Raw genomic sequence first — 25,000 nt, forward strand, 5'->3', positions numbered from 1 at the left:
GACGTGAGCGGTCGCCAACGACCTGGCTGCCATGTCGCTGCTACGTTGGATCGGGCTGGGCTGGGTGAGCCGTGCCATATCCTTCGCGTTTCCTGTGTCGGGGGCGCCTTTCCGGCCGCGCTTATTATATTCCGACTTTCAAAGTCTGAATTTATGCGCCTTATGAATCAAGAGGATGATCGGAAACACCCGATAGGGATCCTCTATCGTTCGCGCCTTGCTAGACAAACGGATTTGAGCCTGAAATGTTTCGCCGGTTTGAGAATTTGAGGAGGAATAGGCGTGCCGCTACCAAAGGACTTGATCGAAGGTCACAAGCGCTTTCGGAAAGACGTCTATGAGCCCGAGCGCGGGCGCTACCGGCAACTGGCGGAGCTAGGCCAGACGCCGGCCGCGCTGGTGATCGCCTGCTGCGATGCGCGGGTGGATGTCTCGAAGATTTTCGACACCCAGCCGGGCGAGCTGTTCATCGTGCGCAACGTCGCCAATCTGGTGCCGCCTTACGAGCCGGAAGGCTTCTATCACGGCACCTCAGCGGCGATGGAGTTTGCGGTGCTGGGCTTGAAGGTGCCGCATATCATCATCCTCGGCCATTCGCGCTGCGGCGGCATCGCCGCCTTCCGCAAGAGCATGGAGGCGGCGGACGGCCAGGGGCCGGCCGAAGATCACGAGAGCGGAACCAGCTTCCTCGGCGGTGGCGACAGTTTCATTTCCCGCTGGATGACGCTGCTGAAAGGCGTTTCGATGCATGACGACGATATCGCCATGTATGGGCCCGACACGGCGCTGGAGCTTGCCGGCATTCGCTCCTCGCTCGGCAAGCTGCGCACCTTCCCGGCGCTGAAAGAACGCGAGGCGGAGGGGCTGGTGTCGCTGCACGGGCTGCATTTTGACATTGCCGACGGCAAGCTGATCGGGCTCGATCCGGAGAGCGACCGCTTCGTCGCCGTGGTCGAAGACGAGGCTGTGGGGTAGAGGGGCGGTTCCGAGTCGACCATCACCCTAAAGGGCGCGCGGAAGGTGCCCTTCTCGAAGCGGGAGGCCTAGTTTTTCGCCCGGACCGGCTACTAGCCAGTAGAGCATTGATCCTCAAAGCTGCGTTGGAGCTCATAAATTGGCTCCAATTTAGCCCAAGGAATGGGGTCGACCCATGGTATCGGACGACGAAATATCCGCCTGGGTTCGAAAGCAGGCGCTCCGGCCGTTGGCTAAGTTGCCAAGGAAGTACGATGGCCGTCATTCATACTTTGAGGCCCTTGATCGCCTTGATCAGCGCGCGCTGGGAGAGCGTGCCCTCAACCAACTTGTTGATGTGCTCGCGTCAGAAGGCGACCGGAAGAAATCTAATTGGGGAGACTTCCATGAGGCTAGCAAGCAGGTCGAATTAGCAAAAATACTCTATGCGTCTCGGCGAATAACAAAGGAAGAGTTCGTCCTTTTCGCTGTTGTGCCTGTAGAAGCATTTCACGATACGAACTTTCGTGATGGGGCTTACGCTAGCGACCTCAAGCCTCTTTCCGAAGCAATGGAAGAAATTGAGAAAAATTATGGCCTTTCAGAGGAAGAATATTGGGAAATAGGGGACGCTCCCGATGCTTATGTAAAGCTGAATGATAGATTTGAGGAAATTTTAGACGCTCATTTCGTTGCGGCACTACGTCAATTTCAGTTGGATGAACTCGCTGATCTGAAGCGGGATAATCCAAAAAAATTTGACGAACTAAGAGAGCGGGGGCGCCGTTCTGTTTATCATGCGGACGAATATTTTCACTCCATCAAAGATATAGTTGTCCACTTGGAAAAAGAATCCAAGAAATCATCTGAAATTTCTGCATTCGGTGCAGCGGTGACTTCTTTGGGGGCAGCTACCGAAGGACTGTTAATCCTGAGGTGTCTTGGATCACCAAAAAAGGCAGCCCGAATTGCGCGTAGCCTTGAGAGAAACTACAGGCCTCGCCGGCCTGACGATCCTACTATGTGGAGTTTCGACGAGTTGATTAGAGTATGCGACGAGGCAGGTTGGCTTAGGCCGGTTGAATCGGAATCCTACGTGTACAATTCCGCTGATCTTGCTCACCTGCTTCGTACGATGAGAAATAACGTTCATCCTGGGAGGAGAGCGAAAGCAAACCCGTGGTCCGAGCCAGGTGAACGCGACTATCGGGACGCGCGGGCAATATATGAAATTTTGTGCACTGCTATCGGCAAACTGCGCGCGCCGCGTTTAGAGGCGTCTGTTGGCCCCTCTAAGCCGCCTTCTTCAGCAGCCCGCGATTGATCACCGTCTCGGCGATCTGCACCGTGTTTAGAGCGGCGCCCTTGCGCAGGTTGTCGGAAACCACCCAGATATTCAGTCCGTTATCGATGGTGGAATCCTCGCGGACGCGGCTGACGAAGGTGGCGTAATCGCCGACGCATTCGACCGGCGTGACGTAGCCGCCATCCTCATGCTTGTCGACGACGAGGAGGCCGGGGGATTCGCGCAGGATTTCGCGCGCCTGATCGGCGGTGATCGGCTTCTCGAACTCGATATTCACCGCCTCGGCATGGCCGACGAAGACCGGCACGCGCACCGCCGTCGCGGTCAGCTTGATCTTGGTGTCGAGGATCTTCTTGGTCTCCACCATCAGCTTCCACTCTTCCTTGGTGGCGCCGTCCTCCATGAAGACGTCGATATGGGGGATGACGTTGAAGGCGATCTGCTTGGTAAAGTTATGGGGCTCGGGCTGATCGGTGACGTAGATGCCCTTGGTCTGGGTCCAAAGCTCATCCATCGCTTCCTTGCCGGCGCCGGAGACCGATTGGTAAGTGGCGACGACGACGCGCTTGATGGTGGCGGCGTCGTGCAGCGGCTTCAGCGCCACCACGAGCTGGGCGGTGGAGCAGTTCGGATTGGCGATGATGTTCTTCTTGGTGAAGCCGGCCACGGCGTCGGCATTGACCTCCGGCACGATCAGCGGCACGTCCGGATCGGTGCGCCAGTAGGAGGAATTGTCGATCACCAGACAGCCGGAAGCGGCGATCTTCGGCGCCCATTCCTTGGAGATGCTGCCGCCGGCGGAGAGCAGGGCGAAATCGACGCCGGAGAAGTCGAAATCCTCCAGCGCCTTGCACTTCAGAAGCTTGTCACCGTAGGAGATGTCGACGCCGACGGAACGGCGCGAGGCGATGGCGAACACCTCGTCGGCGGGGAATTGCCGTTCATCCAAAATGTTGAGCATCTCGCGCCCGACATTGCCAGTGGCGCCGACGACGGCGACCTTGTAACCCATGGAATAACTCTCCTGATTGGTGGTGCCGGGCTTTAACCTGCCCGGGGCCTTGCGATCATGGCCTCAGCCGTTGGACCGATGTCAGCCTTGGGGCCGATGTATGGGAAGCTACCTCTAATGTAAAGCCGAGGGGGGTGGCTGCAAGGGCGGAAAACCGCGCAACCTCGGCTCGGGTTCCGCGTTGGCCCTGGCAATGCAAACAGGAGTCTCGCAATCGATGGGTATCGGGAAGCTCGTATTCAGGGGGCTGATCATCGGACTGCTTTCAAGCCTGATCACCGCATGCGGCGACAGTTCCAAACTGCCGGAGGAGGCGACGCAAGGACCGAACCCGACCTTGCCGGCGCCGACCAAGTCCTTCATTCCCACGGTCAATCTCGCCAAGGCGCAAGGCTGGCCCGACGGGGTTGTGCCGACGCCGGCGGAAGGGATGCAGGTCAACGCTTTCGCCGAAGGGCTGGAGCATCCGCGCTGGCTCTATGTGCTGCCTAACGGCGATGTTCTGGTGGCCGAGACCAATGCGCCGGAACAGCCGGAAGATAATTCCGGCGGCGGGCTGATGGGGAAGATCAGATCCATCGTGGCGCGCATAGCGATGCGGTCCGCCGGGGCCGAGGTGCAAAGCCCCGACCGGATCGTCTTGCTGCGGGACGCGGATGGGGACGGCGTCGCCGAGACCAAGTCCGTATTCCTGAAAGACCTGCATTCGCCGTTCGGCATGGCGCTGGTGAACGGCTCGCTCTATGTGGCCAATACCGATGCCGTGGTGCGCTTTCCTTACGAGGACGGGCAGACGGAGATGACCGCGAAAGGCGAGACGCTGGCAGAGCTGCCGGGCGGGCCGATCAATCATCATTGGACCAAGAGCCTGGTGGCGAGCCCGGACGGGGCGAAGCTCTATGTCGGGGTCGGCTCCAATTCCAATGTGGCGGAGAATGGGCTCGCGGCGGAGCGGCGCCGGGCGGCGATCCTGGAGATCGACCGGGAGAGCGGCATGTCGCGCATCTATGCCTCGGGCTTGCGCAATCCGGTGGGGCTCGCCTTCGAGCCGGAGACGGAAATGCTCTGGACGGTGGTGAACGAGCGGGACGAGCTGGGCAGCGATCTGGTGCCCGATTACCTCACCTCGGTGCAGCCGGGCGGTTTCTATGGCTGGCCGTTCAGCTATTGGGGCGATCATGTCGATCACCGGGTGAGCCCGCAAAATCCGGAGCTGGTGGCGCAGGCGATCGTGCCGGATTATGCGCTGGGCAATCACGTCGCCGCGCTGGGCCTCGCCTTTGCGCCCAAGACGTCTTCCCTGCCGGCGGATTTCGCAAACGGCGCGTTTGTCGGCGAGCACGGGTCTTGGAACCGCAAGCCGCGCTCCGGCTACAAGGTGGTGTTCGTCGCGTTCGAGGGCGGCAAGCCGGTGGGGCAGCCGGTCGATGTGCTGACCGGCTTCCTGAGCGATGACGGCAAGGCTTACGGCCGGCCCGTCGGGGTGGCGTTCGACAAGACCGGCGCGCTGCTGGTCGCCGACGATGTCGGCAACCGGATCTGGCGGGTCAGCGGATCGGCAAGACAAGCGGCGGCGGCCCCGTAGTCCGACGAGGCCGCCCCGCCTTGTTTCCGTGCGGCTAGCGTCTCCGCAAGCTCTCTAGCGCGAAGGCGCCGGGTCCGGCAGCGGCCAGCACCAGGAAGCCGCCGGCAATCGAGATGTCTTTCAGAAAACCGGTGATCTGCTTGGGGTCGGCCGGGCTGTGAAACAGGATCGCGGCCAGGATGCAGAAGACGGCCAAGGCCAGGGCCGACCAGCGGGTGAAGATGCCGAGCAGCACGGCGAGCCCGCCGCCAAGCTCCAGCAGGATGACCAGCGGCAGCAGCATGCCCGGCACGCCCTGGCTTTCCATGAAGGCTTGGGTGCCGGAATAGCCGCCGATCTTGTTCCAGCCTGCGTAGATGAAAAGGATGGCCAGCAGCACGCGACCGACGAAACGCAAGTAAGGCGATGCGCTTTCGGACATTTCATTTCCCTCCCTAAAAGGCGCCCTGCCGGGTTTTTGATGTGCTTCTCCGCGAAGACAGGGCGGCGTGAGCTTAACCATAAACCGCAACGCTGTTTAGCACGCCCTGCGCGCGCTCTTGTCATCTGCACCTGAAACTGTCACCAGGGGCGAGTCTTAGGATGCGGCTGTTAGGGGGCGATCTTAGGAGGGATGTCTTGTCGAAAAAGTCCGAGAGTTTCGATGCGTTCTGGCATCACTATTTGCGCGATCACGCACGTCCCGGCACGCGGGCGCTGCATTTCTTCGGCACCACCGTGGCGGTGGTCAGCGTGGTGGCGGCCATCGTGGAGTTTCAGCCGCTGCTGATCCTGGCCGGGGTTCTGATCGGCTATGGCTTTGCCTGGTTCGGCCATTTCGTGGTCGAGAAGAACCGGCCTTCGATGATTGCCCACCCATTCTGGTCCTTCGCCGCCGATTTGCGCATGACCTGGCTGTGGTATGCGGGCCGGCTCGGGACGGAGCTTGCCGCGGCGGGGATCGCCGAGATGCCGGATGGGGCGGAGCGCGCCGAAGCGCGGAGCGACTGAGCCGTTCCCGGGCGGTCGCGCGCCGCTACTCCTCAGGCAGCTCGCGTTTTACTTCCGCGCATTTCTTGGTGGTGAACTCGTTGACCAGGTCGACCACCACCGGGCCTAGGAAATTGCTGGAATTGTCCAGTCCGGTGCCAGCGTAGATCACCGGATAGATGGCGGTGGGCGCATCCATCTCGCCCCAATTGATGCTGGCTTCCCTGGCCTTGCCGTTCTTGAACGTCACCTTGGGCGAAAGGTCGATGCGCATCTGGTAGGGCTTGCCGCCCTTGCGGTAGAGGGCGCAGCGCACGGTCTGGGTCTCCATGGAGACCTGGAAGTTCGGCCGGCTCATCGCCTTGGCCAGCGCGGCGCGTTCCAGCTTCAGCTTGGATCGGCACACCGCCTTGCCCCAGGGCCAGGAGACATGGCCGCCGGTCATCTTCTCGATGTCCTTCTCGCGCCAAGTCTTGACGATATCGCAAGCGACGTCGGGGCCCTCAAGCTGCTGGGTTTTCAGGATCGAGCAGATCTCGATCTTGCAGGCCATACGGCTTTGCTTCTCGGCCTTCTCCGCAGGGGTGAGCTTCGGCGGGCGTTCCGTCGCTTCGGGCTTTTCCGGCACTGCTGCCCGTTCGGTGGCGGCCTCGTCGGCCAGCGGCTCGGGCGGCTCCTCGGCGATTGCGGCGGCGCTCCACAGGGTGAAGGCCGCAATCGCTAGAGCCCGAAATGCCGCCCCCGAAGCCATGGCTCTCTCCCTATCCGGCCGCCTTCAGGCTGGCGAGGATGGCATCGCCCATCTGGCTGGTGCCGACCTCGTTGCCGCCCTCCTGCATGATGTCGGCGGTGCGGTAACCTTTGTCCAGCACATCGGCGATTGCCGCCTCGATCTTGTCGGCGAGATCGCCGAGATCCAGCGAGTAGCGCAGGCACATGGCGAAGCTTGCGATGGTGGCGATCGGGTTGGCGAGGCCGCGTCCGGCGATATCCGGGGCCGAGCCGTGCACCGGCTCGTAGAGCGCCTTGCGATGCCCGTTCTCGTCCTCGGCGCCGAGAGAGGCGGAGGGCAGCATGCCCAGGGAGCCGGCGGCCATGGAGGCCTCGTCGGAAAGCACGTCGCCGAACAGATTGTCGGTGACGATGACGTCGAACTGCTTGGGCCAGCGGATCAGCTGCATGGCACAGTTATCGGCCAGGATGTGCTGCAGCTCGACCTCGGGGAACTCGTCCTTATGGATGCGGGTGACCACCTCGTTCCACAGAACGCCGGTCTTCATCACGTTGCGCTTCTCGGCGGAGTGGACCAGGTTGCCGCGCTTGGCCGCCAGCTCGAAGGCGACGCGGGCGATGCGCTCGATCTCGTAGGTCTCGTAGACCTGCGTATCCACGGCGCGCTTCTGGCCATTGCCGAGATCGGTGATCTCCTTGGGCTCGCCGAAATAGACGCCGCCGGTCAGCTCGCGCACGATCATGATGTCGAGCCCGTCGACCCGGTCGCGCTTCAGCGAGGAGGCATCGGCCAGGGCCGGATAGCAGATGGCGGGGCGCAGATTGGCGAACAGCTCCAGATCCTTGCGCAGGCGCAGCAGGCCGGCCTCGGGGCGCTTCTCATAGGCAACGCCGTCCCATTTCGGCCCGCCGACCGCGCCCAGCATCACCGCGTCCGCGGCGAGCGCCTTCTGCATGGCTTCGTCGGAGATCGCTTCCCCGTGGGCGTCGTAAGCGCAGCCGCCGACCAGCTCGGTCTCGGTGGTCAGCTCGGCCTCGCCGGTCTCGTTGACCCATTGGATCAAACGCTCGACCTCGGCCATTACCTCGGGGCCAATCCCGTCGCCGGGGAGAAGAAGAATATTGTAGCGGGCCATGAAGTGAACTTTGCCTTGTGCTAAGGATGGGCCGCATTGGGCCCGGTAGGATCGAATTCTGGGGCCTGCGTAGCGGGAGAGAAGAATGCTGACAAGGGTGCTCTTTGTCCTCGTCTTGATCTGCGTGCCGCTTGGGGCGGCGCAGTCGCATGAGGCAAAAATCGTGTCGCTGGGGCTGGCCGACCATCCGCTGGACGAGGCGGAGCTGACCGGCGGTGCCGAGATCGCCAAGCCGCATTACGACACGGCCGGTGTCGCCTACGTGCTGGCGGACGGGCTGAAGCCCGGCGATACGCTGCGGCTGGATCTGATGAACCGCGGCCGGTCCCTGATGTACAACACCCGCGAGGTGGAGCCGGGCGAGACAAAAGTCCTGCTTCAGGCCGGAAAGGCCAGCGTGCCGGCCGGCGGCTGGCCGGAAGGGGATTACACGGCGAAGGTCGAGGTCAGCCGCGACGGCGAGACGCTTCTGACCAAGGAAAGCGAACCCGTCCCGTTCGATTAGGTGGCGGAAAGGTGCCGACAGCCTCTCCTTCGAGACGCTCGCGCGCGGCCGCGCTGCTCGCCGACTGCAAGCTCGCCCTCAGGATGAGGCTGTCGGAGCCAAGCGCCGTGTTCGAGGAAACGGGCGGCCTAGGGCGCTGGAAGTGCGCCTCATGGTGAGGGCATTTGCGTTAGCAAATGCGTCTCGAACCATGAGGGCAGAAGAAAGCGCGATCTCCGGCGGCACCGCCGAGAGACGGGCCCGTTAGATCCAGGGCCGCGAGGCGGCGTTTGCGGTCTCGAATTTCTCGATGTGCTCGCCCTTCTCGTAGGTCAGGGCGATGTCGTCGAGCCCTTCCAGCAGGCAGCGCTTGCGGAACGGGTCGATGTCGAAGGTGATCACGCCGCCGTCGGGACCGCGGATCTCCTGGGCTTCCAGGTCGACGGTGATGGTGGCGTTGGCGCCGCGGGAGGCATCGTCCAGCAGCTTGTCGATGTCCTCCTGCGGCAGGACGATGGGCAGGATGCCGTTCTTGAAGCAGTTGTTGTAGAAGATGTCGGCGAAGCTCGGCGCGATGACGCAGCGGAAGCCGAAATCCAAAAGCGCCCAGGGCGCATGCTCGCGCGAGGAGCCGCAGCCGAAATTGTCGCCGGCGATCAGGATCTGGGCCTTGTCGTAGGGCGCGTTGTGCAGAACGAAATCCTCGTTCTTGTTGCCCTTCTCGTCATAGCGCAGCTCGGCGAAGAGACCTTCCGACAGGCCGGTGCGCTTGATGGTCTTCAGGTACTGCTTGGGGATGATCATGTCGGTGTCGATATTGATCATCGGCAGAGGCGCCGCGACGCTGGTCAGGGTGGTGAACTTTTCCATTCTTATCTCGGTACTGTTGGGCACGGTGCATACGGGCACCGGCTCGGTTTTCGCGCCTCAGCGCTGGTTGCTCGCCTGCCGCTTGCTGCCGAGAGCCTCGGCATAGCATTGGCGCATCAGCTCGCAGCGTTTGGGGCCTGGCGGATGGACGCTGTCGCCCTTCAACTGGGAGATGAACTTACAGATATTGTCCATTCCCTTATCGTCAAGCCATCCCCAGCGCACGCCGCGGCGAATCGAGAAGCAATCGGCGCCGGTTTCGCTGGCACCGATGAACTGATGACCGCATTCGTGGTGATAGATATAGAACTTCACCGGGGTCGAAAGCCCGTTCACCCGATCCGGGTTGATGATCAGATAGCCCGGAAAGGCGCCGCCCCAGCTATCCAGCTTGGGGTTGAGCACGGTCGGCCTTGTGCCGCAGGAGACGGCATGGCCGTCGAAACTCATCTTGCCGGCCGCGACCACCGTCGCTTCCGGCTGCTGCGCCTTCACATATTGCTGCAAGCTCGGTCCGGTGATGGCCACCGGCCCTATCATGTTCGGCTCCAGGCTGGTGGGCTGCTCGGCCTCCCCCATACTCATGCCTGTGCTGCAGCCGGCGAGAACTGCGCCAGTCAGCAGAAAGGCCAAGGGTCTGAAGCGTTTGAGTCGCATGATCGGCGGATCATAGCGGGGCTTTCACCGAGGTGGCAATCGGCTGCATGTCGCGGAAGGCGTGTTTTCTCAGCCCGACGCGGCACGCCGGCAACGCTTAGCCTTTGGAGGGCGTGGCTCTGACGCCACTCGGCGTCTCGGCGCCCGAGAATTGGCCGAGCGCAAGGAATCCCATGGCCGGCAGCATCATCTCGCCGATCTCTTCCACGGAAGCGAGCACGGTCTGAAGCCGCAGATTGAGGTGCTCTCCGGTGAAATAGCGGATGTTGCGGGGGGCGGCGTCGGTCAGCTTCACCAGAACCACGAACACCACCAGGGCCAGAAGCGTATAGGTGGCCGGATCGCCTTCGGCAAAGCGCGCCCGCAAGCGCGGCCAGCCGCGGATCAGCGATAGGCCGATATAGGCGGCGATCGGCAACGCGATGGCCAGCACGATCAGCTTCTCCGTGAACGGGATGCCCATGTTGAGCCAATAGCTGATCTTGGTGAAGGATTCGGTGGTGAAGCGATGATGGATATCGAGCTCTCTGCCGCCGGCCAGAAGCGCCAAAACGGCGAATGGCATCAGCTCGGTCTCTTTCTGCAGCACGAACACGAAAATCGAGGCGGCGAGCGCAAACCACAGCACGGCGGTGGCGCCTTCCACCGGACCGCTCTCCTGCAACAGAGGCAGCAGATAGCTGGGGGTGGCGGTCATCCCGATCGCCAAGGTGACGAGGAGGGTTGCGGGGACGAGCAGTGGGCCGGAATGGCGATTCATGGGGGGCATTTCTCGGTGCCGAGCTGCACCGGACTAGGCGACGATCAAGCGTCACAAAACTGAAATATAATGATCGTTATAAAATGTCCGCAGCCGTCTGGCCAACGAATCTTCGCCTGGGATGTGCGCAATTTTTACGCAGGGCTTCGCCGGGATCCGGCGTTAGTCGGAATCGGGGCCCGCACCGGCCTCGATCGCCTCCATATCGGCGTCGGACAGGCCGAAATGGTGGCCGATCTCGTGGATCAGCACATGGGCGATAACGTCTTCCAGCGGGTCGCCGTCCTGGCGCTGAAAGCCGAGGATGGGTTTTCGGTAGAGGAAAACCATGTCCGGCCCGCCGGGAATGTCGAAATTGCTTTTCCGGGCGAGATCGACGCCGTGATAGAGGCCGAGCAGCTCGTAGGGCGAGCTGAGCCCTAAGGCTTGTAAGGCATCGGCTTGCGCGAAATCCTCGATGCGGATGGCGAGGTCGCCGCAGCGGGAGCGGAATTCCTCCGGCAGCTGCCGGAAGACCTCCCAGGCGATCTTCTCGAAATCCTCGAGGGTGGGAGTGCGCGCCGTCACGGCTTTCTGGCGATGAGGATCGCCTCGCGCAGGGAGAAGATGAGGCCGTCAGCGGTTTCGCGCGGCTGCAGGAACTGCGTCAGGGGCTCCCCGTAAGCCATCTCGCGCAGCTCCTCGATGGTCTCGGGCTCGCAGCGCATGCGCTCCACCCAAGGATCGAACGGGATCTCCTGATCCATCACCTCGGCGCTTTCCAGCTCAAGACCCGCCTCGTCGACCAGCTCCGTCCATTCCTGCAGCGACAGGGCGCGGCCGTGGCTTGGGTCGCGCAGCTTCTCGAAGGCATTGTAGCGGGCGGCGCGATCCTTCTCGGCGGGAGAGATGTTGTCGACCAGGGCAAAGACGCCGCCGGACTTCAGGACGCGGGCCGCTTCAGCCACGAAGGCGGCGGGTGCGGGGAAATGATGCGCGGCCAGCCGGCAGGTGACGAGGTCATAGCTGGCGTCGTCAAAGGGCAGGTCGTCGGCAGGCGCCGTGGCGGTCACGACGTTCTCGAGGCCGCGCTCGGAAGCCAAGCGCTCCGCCTGGCGCAGCATCTCCTGGGTGATGTCGCTGGCGGTCGCCTCGGCGATGCGGGGCGCGAACAGCAGCGCGGTGTGGCCTGCGCCGGTTGCGATGTCGAGATGCCGCCAATGGGCTTGCGGCTCGATCAGCTCGGCGAGGCGGGCCAGAGAGGGGCCGGTTGCGTGGACGGCGGAGGCGGCATAGTCGGCAGCCGCGTCACCAAACTTCTTCTGTACCAGGGAGGTCATGGTCATAGCGGGCGCGAGCGCTTTCTTTGGCATTCTTCGAAGTCACCGCGAGGGGTGCGGGACGAGGAGAGCATCGTCACGCCGGGAGCGATCCCGGCCATGACGATGAACGCGATGCGGATTAGTGCGGCTGGCGGATGTCGACGAAATGGCCGGCGATGGCCGCGGCGGCAGCCATTTGCGGCGAGACCAGATGGGTCCGGCCGAGACGGCCCTGGCGGCCCTCGAAATTGCGGTTCGAGGTGGAGGCGCAACGCTCGCCCGGCGCCAGCTTGTCCGGGTTCATGGCCAGGCACATGGAGCAGCCGGGCTCACGCCAATCGAAACCGGCGGCCTTGAAGATCTTATCCAGCCCCTCGGCCTCGGCCTGCGCCTTCACCAGGCCAGAACCCGGCACGATCATGGCGTTCAGGTTCTCGTTGACGTGCTGGCCTTCCACCACCTGGGCGACGGCGCGCAGGTCTTCGATCCGGCCATTGGTGCAGGAGCCGATGAAGATGCGGTCCAGCTTCAGGTCGGTGACCTTCTCGCCGCCCTTCAGGCCCATATATTCCAGGGAGCGGGCGGCGGCTTTGCGCTTGGTCTCATCAGTGATGTCGTCCGGGTTCGGCACGTAGCCGGCGACGGAGATCACCTGCTCGGGGCTGGTGCCCCAGGTGACCAGCGGCGGCAGATTTTCCGCATGCAGCACGATCTCGGCGTCGAACTCCGCATCCTCGTCGGTATAGAGGGTCTCCCAGTCGCGCACCGCCAGCTCGAAGTTGCCGGCTTTCGGCGCGCGCGGGCGGCCCTTGATGTAGTCGAAGGTCTGGGCGTCCGGCGCGATCAGACCGGCGCGGGCGCCGCCCTCGATGGACATGTTGCAGATGGTCATGCGGCCTTCCATAGACAGGCCCCGGATGGCCTCGCCGGCATATTCGATGACATGGCCGGTGCCGCCGGCCGTGCCGATCTCGCCGATGATGGCCAGGATGATGTCCTTGGCGGTCACGCCTTCGGGTAGCTTGCCGTCGACGCGCACCAGCATGTTCTTGGCCTTTTTCTGGATCAGGGTCTGGGTGGCCAGCACATGCTCCACCTCCGAGGTGCCGATACCGTGGGCCAGAGCCCCGAAGGCGCCATGGGTGGAGGTGTGGGAATCGCCGCAGACGATGGTGGTGCCGGGCAGGGTGAAGCCCTGCTCGGGGCCGACCACATGGACGATGCCCTGGCGCATATCCAGCTCGTTGTAATACTCGATGCCGAATTCCTTGGCGTTCTCGGCCAAGGTCGAGACCTGCAGCGCGCTTTGCGGATCGTCGATGCCGAAAGTGCGGTCGGTGGTCGGCACGTTGTGGTCGACAACGGCCAGGGTCCGCTCCGGCGAATGCACCTTGCGGCCGGCCATGCGCAGACCTTCGAAGGCCTGCGGGCTCGTCACCTCATGCACGAGATGCCTGTCGATATAGAGGAGGCAGGTGCCATCCTCGGCCTGGTGGACGACGTGGTTGTCCCAGATCTTGTCGTACAGGGTGCGTGGGGTGTTGCTCAAACGGTGCGGTTGCTCGGTCATGGGTGGTGTTCTGTCTGACAGTTTGTAAGCGGTCTAAACTAGGTCTGGGCTTGAGATAGCCCCTCATTCGCAGATTTACAATCGGCCAACGAAAAAGCGCGACGAAGCTGCTGCCTCGCCGCGCTCATCAAGCTGAATTTCGCTGGATGAAAGAAGAGCCTTAGCTCTTCTCCGCCTCGCCTTCCGGCGTTTCGGCGGCGGCTTCCTCGGCAGGCTCCTCCTCAGCGGGAACCTCTTCGGCGGTGGTCTCGGCCATAAGCTTCACGGCCTGGGCGACCCAGTCGTTCTGCTCGATGGAGCCGTCGAGCTCGAGGGTCTCGTCGATCTTACCGATCTCGTCGTCGCTGAGATTGGCGATCTGCGCATAATGGATGATACCGAGCTTGTTGAGCTTGCGCTCCAGCTCCGCATTCACGCCCTCGATCAGCTTCAGATCCTCGGCCTCGCCCTTGGGCCGCTTGAAGCCCTTGAAGGCGTTCTTCTTCTTGGTGCGCGCGTCGATCCGCTCCGGGATACGGGCGGCCTTACCGCGGCGGCCACGCAGGTAGTAGAGCTTGGCACGGCGGACCTTGCCGCGGCGCACCACCTCGATGGAATCGATCAGCGGGGAATGGACCGGGAAGACGCGCTCGACGCCCTCGCCATAGGAAATCTTGCGGACCGTGAAGTTCTCGTGCAGGCCACCGCCGGCGCGGCCGATGCAGACGCCTTCATAGGCCTGGATACGGCTGCGCTCGCCTTCCACCACCTTCACATTGACGCGAAGGGTGTCGCCGGCCTGGAATTTCGGCACCGAACGCTGCTTGGCAAGTTCGGCAATCTGCTCGCGGTCGAGCTCGTCGATAATATTCATCGGTCGCATTCCTTTTGCGGGACGCCTGCCGCCCGGCCTCTAAAACGGGCCGATGTCAGCGAACGTCATTCTTTTTGATTGAAACGTTCCGGGGCGCCGAAAAACGACGAAAGCCCGCGAAACTCCCGCGGGTTCTAGTGGAAAGCGGCCGGTTTGTCTACGGGGAAGCGCTACAAAGCATCGGGTGCGGCTCAGGCGAAGCCGCACCTTCGAATTTCTGCGATCGGCGGTGCGCCGCTTACTTGGCCGCTACCTGGCCGCCTTCAGCTTGGCGCCCATGTTCGGCGTGACCTCGCCGCCGGCGACCAGCGCATCGATGCAGCGGTCGGAGAGCTGGAAGCGCACCTTGCGCATGCAGGCGCGAAGGCCCTGGCTCTCGACGTCGTAAGCGCTGCAATACTTGTTATATTCGGTGCGGCAATCGCGTTTCTGACGGTCCGTGACGGCGTTGGCCGGCCCTGCAAACGACAGGAGAAGGACAGCGGACATCAACACCGCGGAACTGGATAGTTTCATCTAAATCGGTCCCCCTGGATGCTCCATTCGGCACAGGGCCCACTTAAGGGCGGCGGAAGAAAAGGATCAAGCCCTTGATATATCAAATTTCATTTCGATGGGGATATCCGGGGCTATCAGTCGCAGGTTTTACGCTTCGCCCAAAGGTCGGGGCGGCGCTCTTTCGTGAGCTTCTCCGACTGCTCGCGGCGCCATTCGTCGATGGCTTTATGGTCGCCGGAAAGTAGAATTTCCGGGATTTTCCGGCCGTCGAATTCTCGCGGCTTGGTGTATTGCGGGTATTCCAGCAGCCCCTCCGCAAAGCTTTCCTGGTCCAGCGAGATTTGGTTCCCGGCAACGCCGGGAAGCAGCCGCACGACGCTGTCTAGCAGCACCATGGCCGCGAGCTCGCCGCCGGAGAGCACGTAGTCGCCGATGGAGATCTCCTCCACCTCGCGGGCCTCCAAAGCGCGCTGGTCGACGCCCTCGAAACGGCCGCAAAGCAGGACCACGCCGGGGCCTTTTGCCAGGGTTTTGGCGCGCTCCTGGGTCAGCTTCTTGCCGCGTGGGCTCAGATAGAAGACCGGCGCGTCGGGCACCGCCTCGCGCCCCGCATCGATGGCGGCGGTGGCAATATCGGGGCGCATCACCATGCCGGCGCCGCCCCCGGCAGGGGTATCGTCGACGGAGCGGTGCTTATCGGTGGCGAAGTCGCGGATATCGCGGACGTTCAGGGACCAGATGCCCTGTTTGTGGGCACGGCCGGCCAGGCTCAAGCCGAGCGGCCCCGGAAACATTTCCGGAAACAGGGTCAGGACCTTGGCACGCCAGGGCTGTTTCGATTGCGTGGTCATTCTTCCTCCCCTTCCGCCCCTTGGCGGGCGGCGAATTCGGTCGGGCGGATAAAGGTAATCTTGCCCGCTTCGATATCGACTTCCGGGACGGTCTCCAAGGTGAAGGCAAGAAGCTCGGTCGGTCCGCCAGCGGTCGGAGCAATCTCCAGGAGATCGCCGGCACCGAAATCGTGAACCGCCACCACATCGCCGATGGCCGTCCCGTCGGGCTCGATCACGGCAAGCCCGATGAGGTCGGCATAATACCACTCATCCTCCTCGCTGGGCGGAAGCTTGTCGTGGTCGATATAGAGCTTGGTGCCGGTCAGGCGTTCGGCAGCTTCGCGGGACTCGACGCCCTTGAAGCGGGCCAGAAGGCCCTTCGGCCCCTGGCGCAGCTTGGCGATCTGGATGCGGCTTTGCCCGCTTTCATCCTCAAGCGGGCCGTAGCCGGCAATATCCTCCGGCACGGCGGTATAGGAGCGGAGACGGAGCTCGCCGCGAAGCCCGTGGGGGGCGCCGATCTCGCCAAGGAGGAGGCGCTCCACCGGCTTGCCGTCTCCGCTCATCTTAGGCTACTCGGCCTTTTCGGCCTCGTCGGCCGCTTCCACAGCGGCCTGATCCTCGGCCTCGACGGAGGCTTCCTCCTCGGCCGCAGCCGCATCGTCAGCGGCGGTCTCGGCGGCGGATTTGGCCTCTTCTTCCGCAGCGGCGGCAGCTTCGGCGGCCTCGGCCTCGGCGGCTTTGCGCTCTTCCTCGCGCTCGGTGCGCTTCTTGCCCCACTGGGCCTTCTGCGGGTTGTTGCGGGCTTCGCGCTTCAGGATGCCGGCGGCGTCAAGGAAGCGATGCACGCGGTCGGTCGGACGGGCGCCAACTTCCAGCCAATGCTTCACGCGGTCCTCGGAAAACTGCACGCGCTCGCCGGAATCGCGGGGAAGCAGTGGGTTATAGGTGCCGATCTTCTCGATATAGCGGCCATCGCGCGGGGAACGGGAGTCCGCAACCACGATGCGGTAGAAGGGCCGCTTCTTGGCGCCGGCACGGGCCAGCCTGATCTTCAGTGACATGTCTTTCTTGCTCCTTGGCTCTTAAACTTGGGTCTTGAATCTCAATTCGTCTGTTTGGGGTCGAACAAGCTCATTTCTTCTTGAACTTGGTCTTCTGCTTGGGAAGGCCGGGCAGCCCGCGCGGCATGCCGGGCATTCCGCCCATGCCCCCCATGCCGCCGAGCCCCGGGGGCAGGCCGCCGGCGAGGCCGGGCGGCAGCTTGTCGGGGAGGCCTTCCGGCAATTCTTCGGGCATCTCTTGGGGCACGCCGCCACCGCCGAACAGGGCGCCGAGCCCGCCGCGCTTGCCCATCTTCTTCATCATGTCCGCCATCTGGCGGTGCATTTTCACCAGCTTGTTGATGTCCTGGACGCTTGTTCCGGAGCCCGCCGCGACGCGTTTCTTGCGCGAGGCGTTGAGCAGCTTCGGATTCTTGCGCTCGCGCTTGGTCATCGAGGAGATGATCGCCTGCTGGCGCACCAGCACGCTGTCGTCGAGATTGGCGGCGTCGATCTGCTTCTTCATCTTGCCGATACCGGGCAGCATGGAGAGCACCCCGCCCATGCCGCCGAGCTTCTTCATCTGTTCGAGCTGATCGGAGAGGTCGTCGAGATCGAAGGTGCCCTTGCGCATCTTGCGCGCGGCGGCCTCGGCCTTCTCCACCTCGACATTCTCGATCGCCTTCTCCACCAGGCTGACCACATCGCCCATGCCGAGAATGCGGCTGGCGATACGGTCGGGGTGGAAATCCTCGATGCCATCCAGCTTCTCGCTGGTGCCCAATAGCTTGATCGGCTTGCCGGTGACGGCGCGCATGGAAAGCGCCGCGCCGCCGCGCCCGTCGCCGTCGATCCGGGTCAGCACGATGCCGGTCAGCGAGACCCGCTCGTCGAAGCTCTTGGCGAGATTAACGGCGTCCTGGCCGGTCAGGGCATCGGCGACGAGAAGCGTCTCGTGCGGGTGGGCTTCCTTCTCGATGGCGGCCGTCTCGGCCATCAGCTCTTCGTCGATATGGGTGCGGCCGGCGGTATCGAGCAGCAGCACGTCATAGCCGCCGAGCTTGGCGGCCTTCACCGCGCGCTTGGTGATGGTGACCGGGTCCTCGCCCTCCACGATGGGGAGGGTGGCGACCTCGGCCTGCTCGCCGAGCACTTTGAGCTGCTCCTGGGCGGCCGGGCGGCGCGTATCCAGCGAGGCCATCAGGACCTTCTGCTTGTCGCGGCTCTGCAGGCGGCGGCCGAGCTTGGCGGTGGTGGTGGTCTTACCGGAGCCTTGCAGGCCGACCATCATCATCACCACCGGGATCGGGGCGGCGAGGTCGACGGGAACCGGGTCCTTGCCGAGGGTCTCGATCAGCTCGTCGTTGACGATCTTGATGACCATCTGGCCGGGGGCGACGGATTTCACCACCTCCTGGCCGACGGCCTTCTCCTTCACCCGGGCGACGAAATCCTTGACCACGTCGAGGGCGACATCGGCCTCGAGCAAGGCGCGGCGCACCTCGCGCATCGCCTCGGAGACGTCGGCTTCGGTGAGCGCGCCGCGGCGGGTGAGCTTGTCGAGGATGCCTGAAAGGCGGTCTGAAAGACTTTCGAACATTAGCCGGCAGCTTCTCTTATGTATTTTCCGAAGACCCAGCCGGAGAAGCAGGGGCCTTTATAGGCGGCGGCTTGCGGCCAGGGATGGGTGACCCCACAATCCCGGCCGGGCGGGCCATAGACCACGCCGTACCATTTGCCGCTCTGATCGCAGACATAGACGTATTCGCCGTTCTGCAGCTTATCCAGAAGGTCGTAGTCCGATTGCGGCCCGGCGCGGACGGCCAGGAAGCCGTCGCCATTGGGATCAAGCCCTGCGACCTGGCCGACGGTGCCGCAGGCGTCATAACCGGCATTCTGGCCGGCGATCACCGGAATGGTGCGCGGCTCGGCGTGGGTTTCCGCCGGGACGAGACTTGCGGACGCGCCGAGGCCGAGCGCGAGCAGGGCCGCGAAGGCGGTGCCTTTCAGCGCATCGGGCAGCGTCTCGCCGCGCAGGTTCGTCATCGTCCATATCCTTCTATGGCCGCGTTCTTGAGCACTGCTTTCGCCCGGAAAACGTCCAGACAAAGCAGTAGCGCATCCGTGGGCGCATCGCGCTGACGGATGTTGACCCCCTTACCTCCCTCTTGTCTGGGTGCTACCGGCCTCTGGCCTACTTGAGCACGATATTGGCTATCTATCGTACTTCGCGCTCAAGTAGCGCGGAGCGCGGTAGCGCTAACAAGACTGTGTAAGGCGGCTGCTCAAAAATTCGAGCGACCGAGAATTTGGAAAGGGTTTTGCGGGAGCGCCGCAGCAAAGTCAAGCAAAGCGCTGCATCGGCGCGGATCGACCGGCGATCGCCAAAACGCAACCAATGCGCGAGCTTTTCCGATTGTCGACCGAGCCCGATGCGGATTTTGTCTGAACTGTGGCAGAATCGCCGCAAATGCTTGGCCGTTACCCCATCGCATAATGTTTCGGAGAAGCAAGCGATTACAACCGCTTATTCCTGCACTAACGGAGCTTTGGCCAAAAATCAGCCATTCAACCGTCCAATTTGGCGATGCAACTTTTCCGTCATGTTTCGTTGGCAGCGCACGCAAGCTGGCGCATAGTTAATGCAGGGTTAACGGGCGATTGTATTGGGGGTGCGTAATGCGAGTTCTCAGCAAGGCTGCGGTGGCGGCGTTACTTGTGATTGCTTGGGCCGGCGGGCCCACGAGTCAGGCGAATGCCGGCGAGTTCAAGTGGTGGCATAAGAAGATCGGTCTGAATGCCAATCTGCAGAACAAGTTCAAGAACGGTGCCGGCGTCCGCGTCGGCGTTTTGGACGGTCTGGCAGATTGGACACATTCGGATCTCAGCGCGCGTATCGACCGGTATGCTACGTTCTCGAGCGGCAGCTACACCACCTTCGATAGCCACGGCACTCACGTCGCGGGCATCGTCGGAGCAACGCGGGGCAATGGCGGCATCGTCGGTATCGCGCCGAAGGTGAAGATCACCACCGTGGGCATGTTCGACGACACGGGCTTCCCCGGAACGGTGGAGGCTGGTCTTGACGCGGCTTGGTCTGACGGCGCGACGGTGTCGAATATGAGTTTCGGTCCGACCACATCGGGTCTGCTCGCTTTCGACAATTATCTCAGCGCCATTTCCAAATATCGCACTCGCATGGTGATTTCCAAATCGGCCGGAAACGACGGCGTTAAACTGAAAAATATCTCCTGGAACACCAAGAAGAAGTCTCTGAAGAACATGATCATCGTCGGCGCTGTCGATAATAGGAAGAAGATTGCGTCCTTCTCCAATAAACCCGGGAATGGCTGTTTTACCCGCGGTGGCAAGTGCCGGCGGACCGGCGACAGATACAAGTATCATTTCCTGGTTGCTCCGGGCGTGGACATCCTTTCCACGGTTCCGGGCGGCTACGGCTATAAGAGCGGCACGTCGATGGCTGCACCTGTTGTCGCCGGTGCTGCGGCGCTGCTGCAATCGAAGTGGAAATATCTCAAGACAAAGCCGTTCCTGACCAAGAAGATCCTGCTGCAGACGGCGGAGGATCTCGGCAAGAAAGGCATCGACAATGTCTATGGGCGGGGCATGTTGCGGCTCGATCGCGCCTTCCAGTCGAACGGCAAGGCGAGCATCACCACCGGCGCCACGGTCAACGGATCGGGCTACGACGCGCATGACAGCTATAGCTATATGCCGACTGCCTTCGGCGACGCAAAGGGCATGAAGCAGGCCCTGAACGGGGCGGTGTTCTTCGACAAGTATGGCCGCGACTTCCAGATGAACCCCGATTACCTGGTGCGGACCAGCTCGGCGGCCTTCTCGATGCGGGATCATTTCGAGCGCCGCTTCAACTGGGGCGACCGCAATGTCTATGTCAGCACCCCGGTGATGGACGGCTCGGCCAGCTTCATGGGGCTGATGCCGATGCAGGATACCAAGAACGATCGCTACTCGCCGAACGAGAACAAGCCGGAGGACGGTTATTTCGGCCTGACCCAGAGCGACGATGCGGTGTGGCGCACCGAGGCCGGTTCCGGCAATTGGAAGTTCAGCTTCGGCCAGCGGCTGGGTCTGGTGGACGATCTGGCGCTCGGCACCGACAAGCAGCTCTTCATGTTCAACACCGCGCAATCCGAACAGCCGCTGATGGGGCTGGGCGACCAGCGCATGTTCAGCTTCGGCCATTACCAGGTGAACGAGAAGTTTGGTGTCGGCATGGGGTTCGCCGAGAGCTCGGAGTTCACCGGCAGCAGCTTCACCGGCTTCACCAGCACCGATCCGCAAGGTACGGGCCGGTCCTATCTGATGCAGGCCGACTTCAAGCCGACGGACAGGATCTCGCTGCAGGTGACCCAGACCTTCCTGGATGAAGAAGGGATGATGCTGGGCGGCGTCAGCAGCGGTGCGCTGGGCTTCGGCAACGGCGCCCAGACCTTCGGCACCGGTGCGGCGATGAACCTGGATCTGACCGCCGGCTTCAGCGCAAGGCTGCACTACACGGAAGGTTTGACCAATGCCTCGACCAGCGGCGCCACGCTGTTCCAGGACGTCGATGCGATGTCGAGCCGCGCCTATGGGCTGTCGCTGATGAAGAAGGGCATCTTCGGCGCTTTCGATCAGTTCGGCGTCAGCGTTTCCAAGCCGATGCAGATCTATGACGGCGCGGCCTATCTCAACACGCCAGTGGGGCGCACCGTCGACGGCCGGGTCAATTACCGCCGGTCCCGCGTCGATCTGGCACCGAGCGGCAGCCAGACCGATTACGACATCGCTTACCGGACGCCGCTCGGCGAGCAGGTCAGCCTTGGCCTGAACGCCTTTTATCAGGACGATGCCGGGCATGAAGACGGGGCGATGAATGCCGGCGTGCTCGGCAATATGCGGTTCAGCTTCTGAGCCGCGCGAAGACAGGATTGCATGGCGAATAGGGGTGGGGCGCTTCGCGGCGGCCCGCCCCTTTCGCATGGGCTTGGGGTTGAATCGATTGGCTTGGCTTTTCTGCCGCCGCTAGCCGAACGCGGCTTGTAGCCTCTTTGCCAGATCGAGCAGCGCCTCGTCCCCGCCGGCCCAGCCGATCAGCGAAAGGCCGACGGGGCAGTCTTGCGCTTCGCCGAGGGGCAGTGAGATTTGCGGCAAGCCGGCATGGCCGGCCGGGCAGGTGAATTCGAGGGTGCGCTCGCGATAGGTCTGGGTCTCCTCGCCATCTTCGGCGGTGTCGGGTTGGGGCAGTGTGGGGGCCGTGGGCAAGGCGATCAGCGTTCCCGGCGTGCACAGCTCCGTCATGCGGATGCGGGCTTCGTCGCGGATTGTCTCAGCCCATGCGATCTCGGACGGCGTGATGGCCTCGGCCATATCGAAGCGTTCCTTGATGCCGGAGTCGAGGCGGAGCTTCTGCTCCCGGATCACCGTCAGGACGGTGTTCTGAATTTCGCCGCCCTGGACGATACGGAAGGCCTCGCGCCAAGTTTCGATCTCATCGCTGGCGAGGACGATGGGCTCGGGCAGGGGCAGCACATCGCCCAAGCCGAGCAAAGCTTCCGCCGACGCCTCCTCGATCCAGGGATCGGCGGCGGCGAACAGATCCTGGGCGATCAGCAGGCGGGATGGTGCTGCCTCCACCGTTTCGCCTTCGAGCAGTAGCCGCGCGACCTTTGCCATCAGCGCTGCATCGCGGGTGAACAGCCCTGCCGTGTCGTAGCTCGGGGCGAGCAGGGTGGCGCCCTCCAGCGCGATGCGGCCATGGGTCGGTCGGAAGCCGTAGAGCCCGCAGAAGCTCGCCGGAATGCGCACCGAACCGCCGGTATCGGTGGCAAGGGCGAAGTCGCACATCTTGGCCGCAACGCTGGCCGCCGCACCGCAGGAGGAGCCGCCGGCAAGCCGCCCCGGCGCGTTCGGGTTCTCCGGGTTGCCGTAATGGGCGTTGGTGCCGAGCAGGCTGTAGAAGAACTCGTCGCAGATGGTGATGCCGGTGAGGGATGCGCCTTCGTCGAGCAGGCGGCGGATAATGGGCGCCGTCGTCGTATCCGGCGCGGCAGCTTGGTAAAAATCGGCGTTGCCGTTGGAGCGCTTGTGCCCCTCGATAGCGAAGAGATCCTTGACGGTGAAGTTCAGCCCGGCGAGCGGGCCTTGCGCCTTGCCGCGAAGCGGCACATCAAGAGAATGCGGAACGAGGGCATGAACCGGGTCGTTGCTCGGGGCGGCGGTCATCGAGGTCTCCTTAAGCGGCGATCTGGAGAGAGAACCCAAATTGATGAAGGCTTCGCAACCCAAGAGCCGCGCGACGGGAAGGCCTGAGGGCCAATCCGGCCGATTTCTGCCCAAGACGGTCTGGGCGCTCGGCTTCACCTCGCTGTTCATGGATGTGTCCTCGGAGCTGATTCACGGGCTATTGCCGGTGTTCCTGGTGGTGACGCTGGGCGCCAGCGCCGCGGCCCTCGGCATCATCGAAGGCATTGCCGAGGCGACGGCGCATATCACCCGCGTGTTCTCCGGCTGGCTGTCGGACAGGCTGCAGCGGCGAAAGGCGCTCGCCGTGGCGGGATATGGGCTTGCCGCGGTCACCAAGCCGCTGTTTCCCCTGGCAAGTGCGGTGTGGCTGGTGGCGTTGGCGCGGTTCCTCGATCGCATCGGCAAGGGAATCCGCGGCGCACCGCGCGATGCGCTGGTTGCCGATGTCACCGCGCCGGAGACGCGCGGCGCCGCCTTCGGCCTGCGCCAGGCGCTGGATACGGTGGGCGCCACGCTGGGGCCGCTGCTGGCCATCGGGCTGATGCTGCTGTTCAGCGACAATATTCGCGCCGTCTTATGGTTCGCGGTGATCCCGGCGGCGATTTCCGTGCTGATCCTGCTCATCTTCGTGCAAGAGCCGCCGCATCGGCAGCAGGATAAAGGCGTGCCGATCCAGGCGCGCGAGATCGGGCAGCTGGGCTGGTTCTATTGGGTTGTCGTCGCGGTCGGGGCGGTGTTCACCCTGGCACGGTTCAGCGAGGCGTTCTTGGTGATCCGCGCCCACGATCAGGGGCTTTCCCTGGCGCTGACGCCCGCGGTGATCGCGGTGATGAGCCTGGTCTATGCCGTCGCGGCCTATCCGGCCGGCCGTCTGCAGGATCGATACGGCGCGCGGCCTTTGCTTCTCGCCGGGCTCGCCGCTCTGATCGCCGCCGATCTGTTGCTGGCGCTGGGCGGGGGACTTTTCCCGGTTTTCCTTGGTATTGGCCTGTGGGGTCTCCATATGGGGCTCACGCAAGGCGTGCTGTCGGCCCTGGTCGCAGAAGCCGCGCCGGCGCGTTTGCGCGGCACCGCATTCGGCCTGTTCGGTCTGAGCACGGGGCTGGCGGCGCTTACGGCCAGCATTTTGGCCGGACTCTTGTGGGATGGAATAGGTCCGGATGCCACCTTCCTGGCCGGAGGCGGTTTTGCGGCGCTTGCGCTGATCGGCTTCCTTGCCCTTCGCGCCACACCCGGCGAGACTTAGTTTTGCACGCTGCCGGTGCTATAGAGGCGGCAGGATTTGGAATTCGACGATGGATAACGCAGCGATCAGCTTCCGCAAGATGAACGGCCTTGGCAACGACTTCGTCGTGCTGGATGGCCGCGACGGCGATCTGCGTCTTAATACGGAGATGGTGGCCGCCATCGCCGACCGGAATTCCGGCATTGGCTGCGATCAGCTGATCGTGCTGGAGCCCTCCAATCGGGCCGACCTCTTCATGCGCATCTACAATGCCGATGGCAGCGAGGTTGCCGCTTGCGGCAATGCCACGCGCTGCGTGGCGGCAATCGCCGCGGTGGAGGCCGGAAAGCTGGACGTCACCATCGAGACGGAAGCGGGGCTGCTTGCCGCCAAGGTGGGTGCCGATGGGATGGTCAGCGTGGATATGGGCGAGCCGCGGCTTGCCTGGGACCAGATCCCGCTGGCCGAGCCGTTCCACGACACCAAGCGGATCGAGCTGCAGCTCGGGCCGATCGACGATCCGGTGCTGCATTCGCCGGCGGTGGCCAATATCGGTAATCCGCATTGCATCTTCTTCGTCGAAGATGCCGCGGCCCACGATCTTTCCCGTTTCGGGCCGATGGTGGAGAATTATCCGCTGTTTCCGGAGCGGGCCAATGTCTCGCTCGCGGAAGTGATCGGGCCGGACGCGCTGAAGCTGATCACCTGGGAGCGCGGTGCCGGGCTGACGAAAGCCTGCGGCACCGCGGCTTGTGCCGCGGCGGTCTCGGCGGTGCGGCGGAAGCTTACCGGCCGCAAGGTGACCGTCAGCCTGCCTGGCGGCGATCTCGTCATCGAATGGCGCGAGGCCGATAACCATATTCTGATGACCGGCCCTTACGCCCTCGACTATGAGGGTGTATTGCCGGATGAGCTGGTCAAAGCGAAAGCCAGCGCTTGAGG

25 protein-coding genes and 1 pseudogene are annotated in these 25,000 nt (G+C 63.1%); 8 read left to right on the top strand and 18 right to left on the bottom strand.

From position 1 onward, the window contains the following. Nucleotides 1-282 precede the first annotated feature (282 nt). Together HT051_RS02360 and HT051_RS02365 are read left to right on the top strand one after the other, a co-directional pair. Nucleotides 283-975: a carbonic anhydrase gene (locus HT051_RS02360; protein ID WP_174540547.1), complete on the top strand. Its 693-nt coding sequence runs from the start codon at nt 283-285 to the stop codon at nt 973-975. 175 nt (nt 976-1,150) lie between these two features. Next, entirely contained in the window at nt 1,151-2,278 is a 1,128-nt protein-coding gene (locus HT051_RS02365) for a hypothetical protein (protein WP_174540548.1), read from the top strand. Here HT051_RS02365 and HT051_RS02370 read toward each other — a convergent pair. After that, a complete protein-coding gene (locus tag HT051_RS02370; protein ID WP_174540549.1) occupies nt 2,247-3,272 on the bottom strand; it encodes an aspartate-semialdehyde dehydrogenase in 1,026 nt (341 codons plus the stop codon). The two genes, HT051_RS02365 and HT051_RS02370, sit on opposite strands and share 32 nt — an antisense overlap. A 217-nt stretch (nt 3,273-3,489) precedes the next feature. On the opposite strand from HT051_RS02370, the gene HT051_RS02375 reads away from it, so the two are divergent. Beyond that, nucleotides 3,490-4,857 carry a sorbosone dehydrogenase family protein gene (locus HT051_RS02375; protein ID WP_174540550.1) on the top strand — a complete coding sequence of 456 codons (1,368 nt, stop codon included), beginning with the start codon at nt 3,490-3,492 and terminating at the stop codon, nt 4,855-4,857. 34 nt (nt 4,858-4,891) lie between these two features. Here the strand turns inward: HT051_RS02375 and HT051_RS02380 are convergent, their stop codons facing one another. After that, entirely contained in the window at nt 4,892-5,278 is a 387-nt protein-coding gene (locus tag HT051_RS02380) for a DoxX family protein (RefSeq protein ID WP_174540551.1), read from the bottom strand. A gap of 197 nt (nt 5,279-5,475) precedes the next feature. Between HT051_RS02380 and HT051_RS02385 the strand changes: the two genes are divergently transcribed. Next, on the top strand, nt 5,476-5,847 hold the full coding sequence (locus tag HT051_RS02385) for a DUF962 domain-containing protein (RefSeq protein ID WP_208454361.1): 372 nt from the start codon (nt 5,476-5,478) through the stop codon (nt 5,845-5,847). A 25-nt stretch (nt 5,848-5,872) separates the two neighbouring features. Here the strand turns inward: HT051_RS02385 and HT051_RS02390 are convergent, their stop codons facing one another. Beyond that, entirely contained in the window at nt 5,873-6,577 is a 705-nt protein-coding gene (locus HT051_RS02390) for a hypothetical protein (RefSeq protein WP_174540553.1), read from the bottom strand. 10 nt (nt 6,578-6,587) lie between these two features. Next, nucleotides 6,588-7,694, bottom strand: coding sequence for a 3-isopropylmalate dehydrogenase (leuB, locus tag HT051_RS02395; protein ID WP_174540554.1), 1,107 nt, complete (start codon nt 7,692-7,694; stop codon nt 6,588-6,590). Nucleotides 7,695-7,779: 85 nt separating this feature from the next. Between leuB and HT051_RS02400 the strand changes: the two genes are divergently transcribed. Continuing rightward, nucleotides 7,780-8,199 (top strand): hypothetical protein, encoded by a 420-nt coding sequence (locus HT051_RS02400; protein ID WP_174540555.1) that lies wholly within the window; start codon nt 7,780-7,782, stop codon nt 8,197-8,199. A 243-nt stretch (nt 8,200-8,442) separates the two neighbouring features. On the opposite strand, the gene leuD is transcribed toward HT051_RS02400, so the two are convergent. The 13 genes and pseudogenes from leuD to HT051_RS02465 form a co-directional block, all read right to left on the bottom strand. Further along, nucleotides 8,443-9,048, bottom strand: a complete 606-nt coding sequence (gene leuD, locus HT051_RS02405; RefSeq protein ID WP_174540556.1) for a 3-isopropylmalate dehydratase small subunit — start codon at nt 9,046-9,048, stop codon at nt 8,443-8,445. A gap of 57 nt (nt 9,049-9,105) precedes the next feature. Continuing rightward, nucleotides 9,106-9,633 carry a hypothetical protein gene (locus HT051_RS02410; protein WP_174540557.1) on the bottom strand — a complete coding sequence of 176 codons (528 nt, stop codon included), beginning with the start codon at nt 9,631-9,633 and terminating at the stop codon, nt 9,106-9,108. 169 nt (nt 9,634-9,802) lie between these two features. Next, a complete protein-coding gene (locus tag HT051_RS02415; protein WP_174540558.1) occupies nt 9,803-10,465 on the bottom strand; it encodes a hypothetical protein in 663 nt (220 codons plus the stop codon). Nucleotides 10,466-10,627: 162 nt separating this feature from the next. Further along, complete coding sequence (locus HT051_RS02420) at nt 10,628-11,032, bottom strand: metallopeptidase family protein (protein ID WP_174540559.1); 405 nt, start codon at nt 11,030-11,032, stop codon at nt 10,628-10,630. Next, nucleotides 11,029-11,790 carry a class I SAM-dependent methyltransferase gene (locus tag HT051_RS02425; protein ID WP_174540560.1) on the bottom strand — a complete coding sequence of 254 codons (762 nt, stop codon included), beginning with the start codon at nt 11,788-11,790 and terminating at the stop codon, nt 11,029-11,031. The genes HT051_RS02420 and HT051_RS02425 overlap by 4 nt, the downstream gene beginning before the upstream one ends. Nucleotides 11,791-11,905: 115 nt before the next feature. Next, on the bottom strand, nt 11,906-13,336 hold the full coding sequence (leuC, locus tag HT051_RS02430) for a 3-isopropylmalate dehydratase large subunit (protein ID WP_174540561.1): 1,431 nt from the start codon (nt 13,334-13,336) through the stop codon (nt 11,906-11,908). A gap of 403 nt (nt 13,337-13,739) precedes the next feature. Next, nucleotides 13,740-14,189 (bottom strand): annotated as a pseudogene (rplS, locus tag HT051_RS15255) (50S ribosomal protein L19); the annotation flags it as partial. Nucleotides 14,190-14,438: 249 nt separating this feature from the next. Next, nucleotides 14,439-14,705 carry a hypothetical protein gene (locus tag HT051_RS02440; protein WP_174540563.1) on the bottom strand — a complete coding sequence of 89 codons (267 nt, stop codon included), beginning with the start codon at nt 14,703-14,705 and terminating at the stop codon, nt 14,439-14,441. Nucleotides 14,706-14,821: 116 nt separating this feature from the next. After that, nucleotides 14,822-15,538, bottom strand: a complete 717-nt coding sequence (trmD, locus tag HT051_RS02445; protein WP_174540564.1) for a tRNA (guanosine(37)-N1)-methyltransferase TrmD — start codon at nt 15,536-15,538, stop codon at nt 14,822-14,824. Further along, nucleotides 15,535-16,086: a ribosome maturation factor RimM gene (rimM, locus tag HT051_RS02450; protein ID WP_174540565.1), complete on the bottom strand. Its 552-nt coding sequence runs from the start codon at nt 16,084-16,086 to the stop codon at nt 15,535-15,537. Before rimM ends, trmD begins: the two co-directional genes overlap by 4 nt. A gap of 6 nt (nt 16,087-16,092) precedes the next feature. Next, on the bottom strand, nt 16,093-16,584 hold the full coding sequence (rpsP, locus tag HT051_RS02455; RefSeq protein WP_174540566.1) for a 30S ribosomal protein S16: 492 nt from the start codon (nt 16,582-16,584) through the stop codon (nt 16,093-16,095). Between the two features lie 70 nt (nt 16,585-16,654). Continuing rightward, nucleotides 16,655-18,163: a signal recognition particle protein gene (gene ffh / locus HT051_RS02460; RefSeq protein ID WP_174540567.1), complete on the bottom strand. Its 1,509-nt coding sequence runs from the start codon at nt 18,161-18,163 to the stop codon at nt 16,655-16,657. Beyond that, entirely contained in the window at nt 18,163-18,609 is a 447-nt protein-coding gene (locus HT051_RS02465; protein WP_174540568.1) for an SH3 domain-containing protein, read from the bottom strand. The genes ffh and HT051_RS02465 overlap by 1 nt, the downstream gene beginning before the upstream one ends. A 633-nt stretch (nt 18,610-19,242) precedes the next feature. Between HT051_RS02465 and HT051_RS02470 the strand changes: the two genes are divergently transcribed. Then, nucleotides 19,243-21,501 carry a S8 family serine peptidase gene (locus HT051_RS02470; RefSeq protein WP_174540569.1) on the top strand — a complete coding sequence of 753 codons (2,259 nt, stop codon included), beginning with the start codon at nt 19,243-19,245 and terminating at the stop codon, nt 21,499-21,501. 111 nt (nt 21,502-21,612) lie between these two features. On the opposite strand, the gene HT051_RS02475 is transcribed toward HT051_RS02470, so the two are convergent. Then, nucleotides 21,613-22,812 carry an amidase gene (locus HT051_RS02475; RefSeq protein ID WP_174540570.1) on the bottom strand — a complete coding sequence of 400 codons (1,200 nt, stop codon included), beginning with the start codon at nt 22,810-22,812 and terminating at the stop codon, nt 21,613-21,615. A 43-nt stretch (nt 22,813-22,855) separates the two neighbouring features. On the opposite strand from HT051_RS02475, the gene HT051_RS02480 reads away from it, so the two are divergent. Both HT051_RS02480 and dapF read left to right on the top strand, forming a co-directional pair. After that, nucleotides 22,856-24,079 carry an MFS transporter gene (locus HT051_RS02480; protein WP_174540571.1) on the top strand — a complete coding sequence of 408 codons (1,224 nt, stop codon included), beginning with the start codon at nt 22,856-22,858 and terminating at the stop codon, nt 24,077-24,079. A 49-nt stretch (nt 24,080-24,128) separates the two neighbouring features. After that, complete coding sequence (gene dapF / locus HT051_RS02485; RefSeq protein ID WP_174540572.1) at nt 24,129-24,998, top strand: diaminopimelate epimerase; 870 nt, start codon at nt 24,129-24,131, stop codon at nt 24,996-24,998. Nucleotides 24,999-25,000: the final 2 nt, after the last annotated feature.

It is taken from the genome of Methyloligella sp. GL2, assembly GCF_013341275.1.
Taxonomy (GTDB): domain Bacteria; phylum Pseudomonadota; class Alphaproteobacteria; order Rhizobiales; family Methyloligellaceae; genus Methyloligella.

What these genes read in the sequence shown, in the direction of transcription:
- leuC (WP_174540561.1), bottom strand. Translation starts at nt 13,336, where the DNA reads ATGACCGAGCAACCGCACCGTTTGAGCAACACCCCACGCACCCTGTAC.
- HT051_RS02410 (WP_174540557.1), bottom strand. Translation starts at nt 9,633, where the DNA reads ATGAGTATGGGGGAGGCCGAGCAGCCCACCAGCCTGGAGCCGAACATG.
- HT051_RS02390 (WP_174540553.1), bottom strand. Translation starts at nt 6,577, where the DNA reads ATGGCTTCGGGGGCGGCATTTCGGGCTCTAGCGATTGCGGCCTTCACC.
- HT051_RS02415 (WP_174540558.1), bottom strand. Translation starts at nt 10,465, where the DNA reads ATGAATCGCCATTCCGGCCCACTGCTCGTCCCCGCAACCCTCCTCGTC.
- HT051_RS02370 (WP_174540549.1), bottom strand. Translation starts at nt 3,272, where the DNA reads ATGGGTTACAAGGTCGCCGTCGTCGGCGCCACTGGCAATGTCGGGCGC.
- dapF (WP_174540572.1), top strand. Translation starts at nt 24,129, where the DNA reads ATGGATAACGCAGCGATCAGCTTCCGCAAGATGAACGGCCTTGGCAAC.
- rpsP (WP_174540566.1), bottom strand. Translation starts at nt 16,584, where the DNA reads ATGTCACTGAAGATCAGGCTGGCCCGTGCCGGCGCCAAGAAGCGGCCC.
- leuD (WP_174540556.1), bottom strand. Translation starts at nt 9,048, where the DNA reads ATGGAAAAGTTCACCACCCTGACCAGCGTCGCGGCGCCTCTGCCGATG.
- HT051_RS02425 (WP_174540560.1), bottom strand. Translation starts at nt 11,790, where the DNA reads ATGACCATGACCTCCCTGGTACAGAAGAAGTTTGGTGACGCGGCTGCC.
- HT051_RS02365 (WP_174540548.1), top strand. Translation starts at nt 1,151, where the DNA reads ATGGTATCGGACGACGAAATATCCGCCTGGGTTCGAAAGCAGGCGCTC.
- HT051_RS02440 (WP_174540563.1), bottom strand. Translation starts at nt 14,705, where the DNA reads ATGAAACTATCCAGTTCCGCGGTGTTGATGTCCGCTGTCCTTCTCCTG.
- trmD (WP_174540564.1), bottom strand. Translation starts at nt 15,538, where the DNA reads ATGACCACGCAATCGAAACAGCCCTGGCGTGCCAAGGTCCTGACCCTG.
- ffh (WP_174540567.1), bottom strand. Translation starts at nt 18,163, where the DNA reads ATGTTCGAAAGTCTTTCAGACCGCCTTTCAGGCATCCTCGACAAGCTC.
- HT051_RS02470 (WP_174540569.1), top strand. Translation starts at nt 19,243, where the DNA reads ATGCGAGTTCTCAGCAAGGCTGCGGTGGCGGCGTTACTTGTGATTGCT.
- leuB (WP_174540554.1), bottom strand. Translation starts at nt 7,694, where the DNA reads ATGGCCCGCTACAATATTCTTCTTCTCCCCGGCGACGGGATTGGCCCC.
- HT051_RS02380 (WP_174540551.1), bottom strand. Translation starts at nt 5,278, where the DNA reads ATGTCCGAAAGCGCATCGCCTTACTTGCGTTTCGTCGGTCGCGTGCTG.
- rimM (WP_174540565.1), bottom strand. Translation starts at nt 16,086, where the DNA reads ATGAGCGGAGACGGCAAGCCGGTGGAGCGCCTCCTCCTTGGCGAGATC.
- HT051_RS02480 (WP_174540571.1), top strand. Translation starts at nt 22,856, where the DNA reads ATGAAGGCTTCGCAACCCAAGAGCCGCGCGACGGGAAGGCCTGAGGGC.
- HT051_RS02400 (WP_174540555.1), top strand. Translation starts at nt 7,780, where the DNA reads ATGCTGACAAGGGTGCTCTTTGTCCTCGTCTTGATCTGCGTGCCGCTT.
- HT051_RS02475 (WP_174540570.1), bottom strand. Translation starts at nt 22,812, where the DNA reads ATGACCGCCGCCCCGAGCAACGACCCGGTTCATGCCCTCGTTCCGCAT.
- HT051_RS02465 (WP_174540568.1), bottom strand. Translation starts at nt 18,609, where the DNA reads ATGACGAACCTGCGCGGCGAGACGCTGCCCGATGCGCTGAAAGGCACC.
- HT051_RS02375 (WP_174540550.1), top strand. Translation starts at nt 3,490, where the DNA reads ATGGGTATCGGGAAGCTCGTATTCAGGGGGCTGATCATCGGACTGCTT.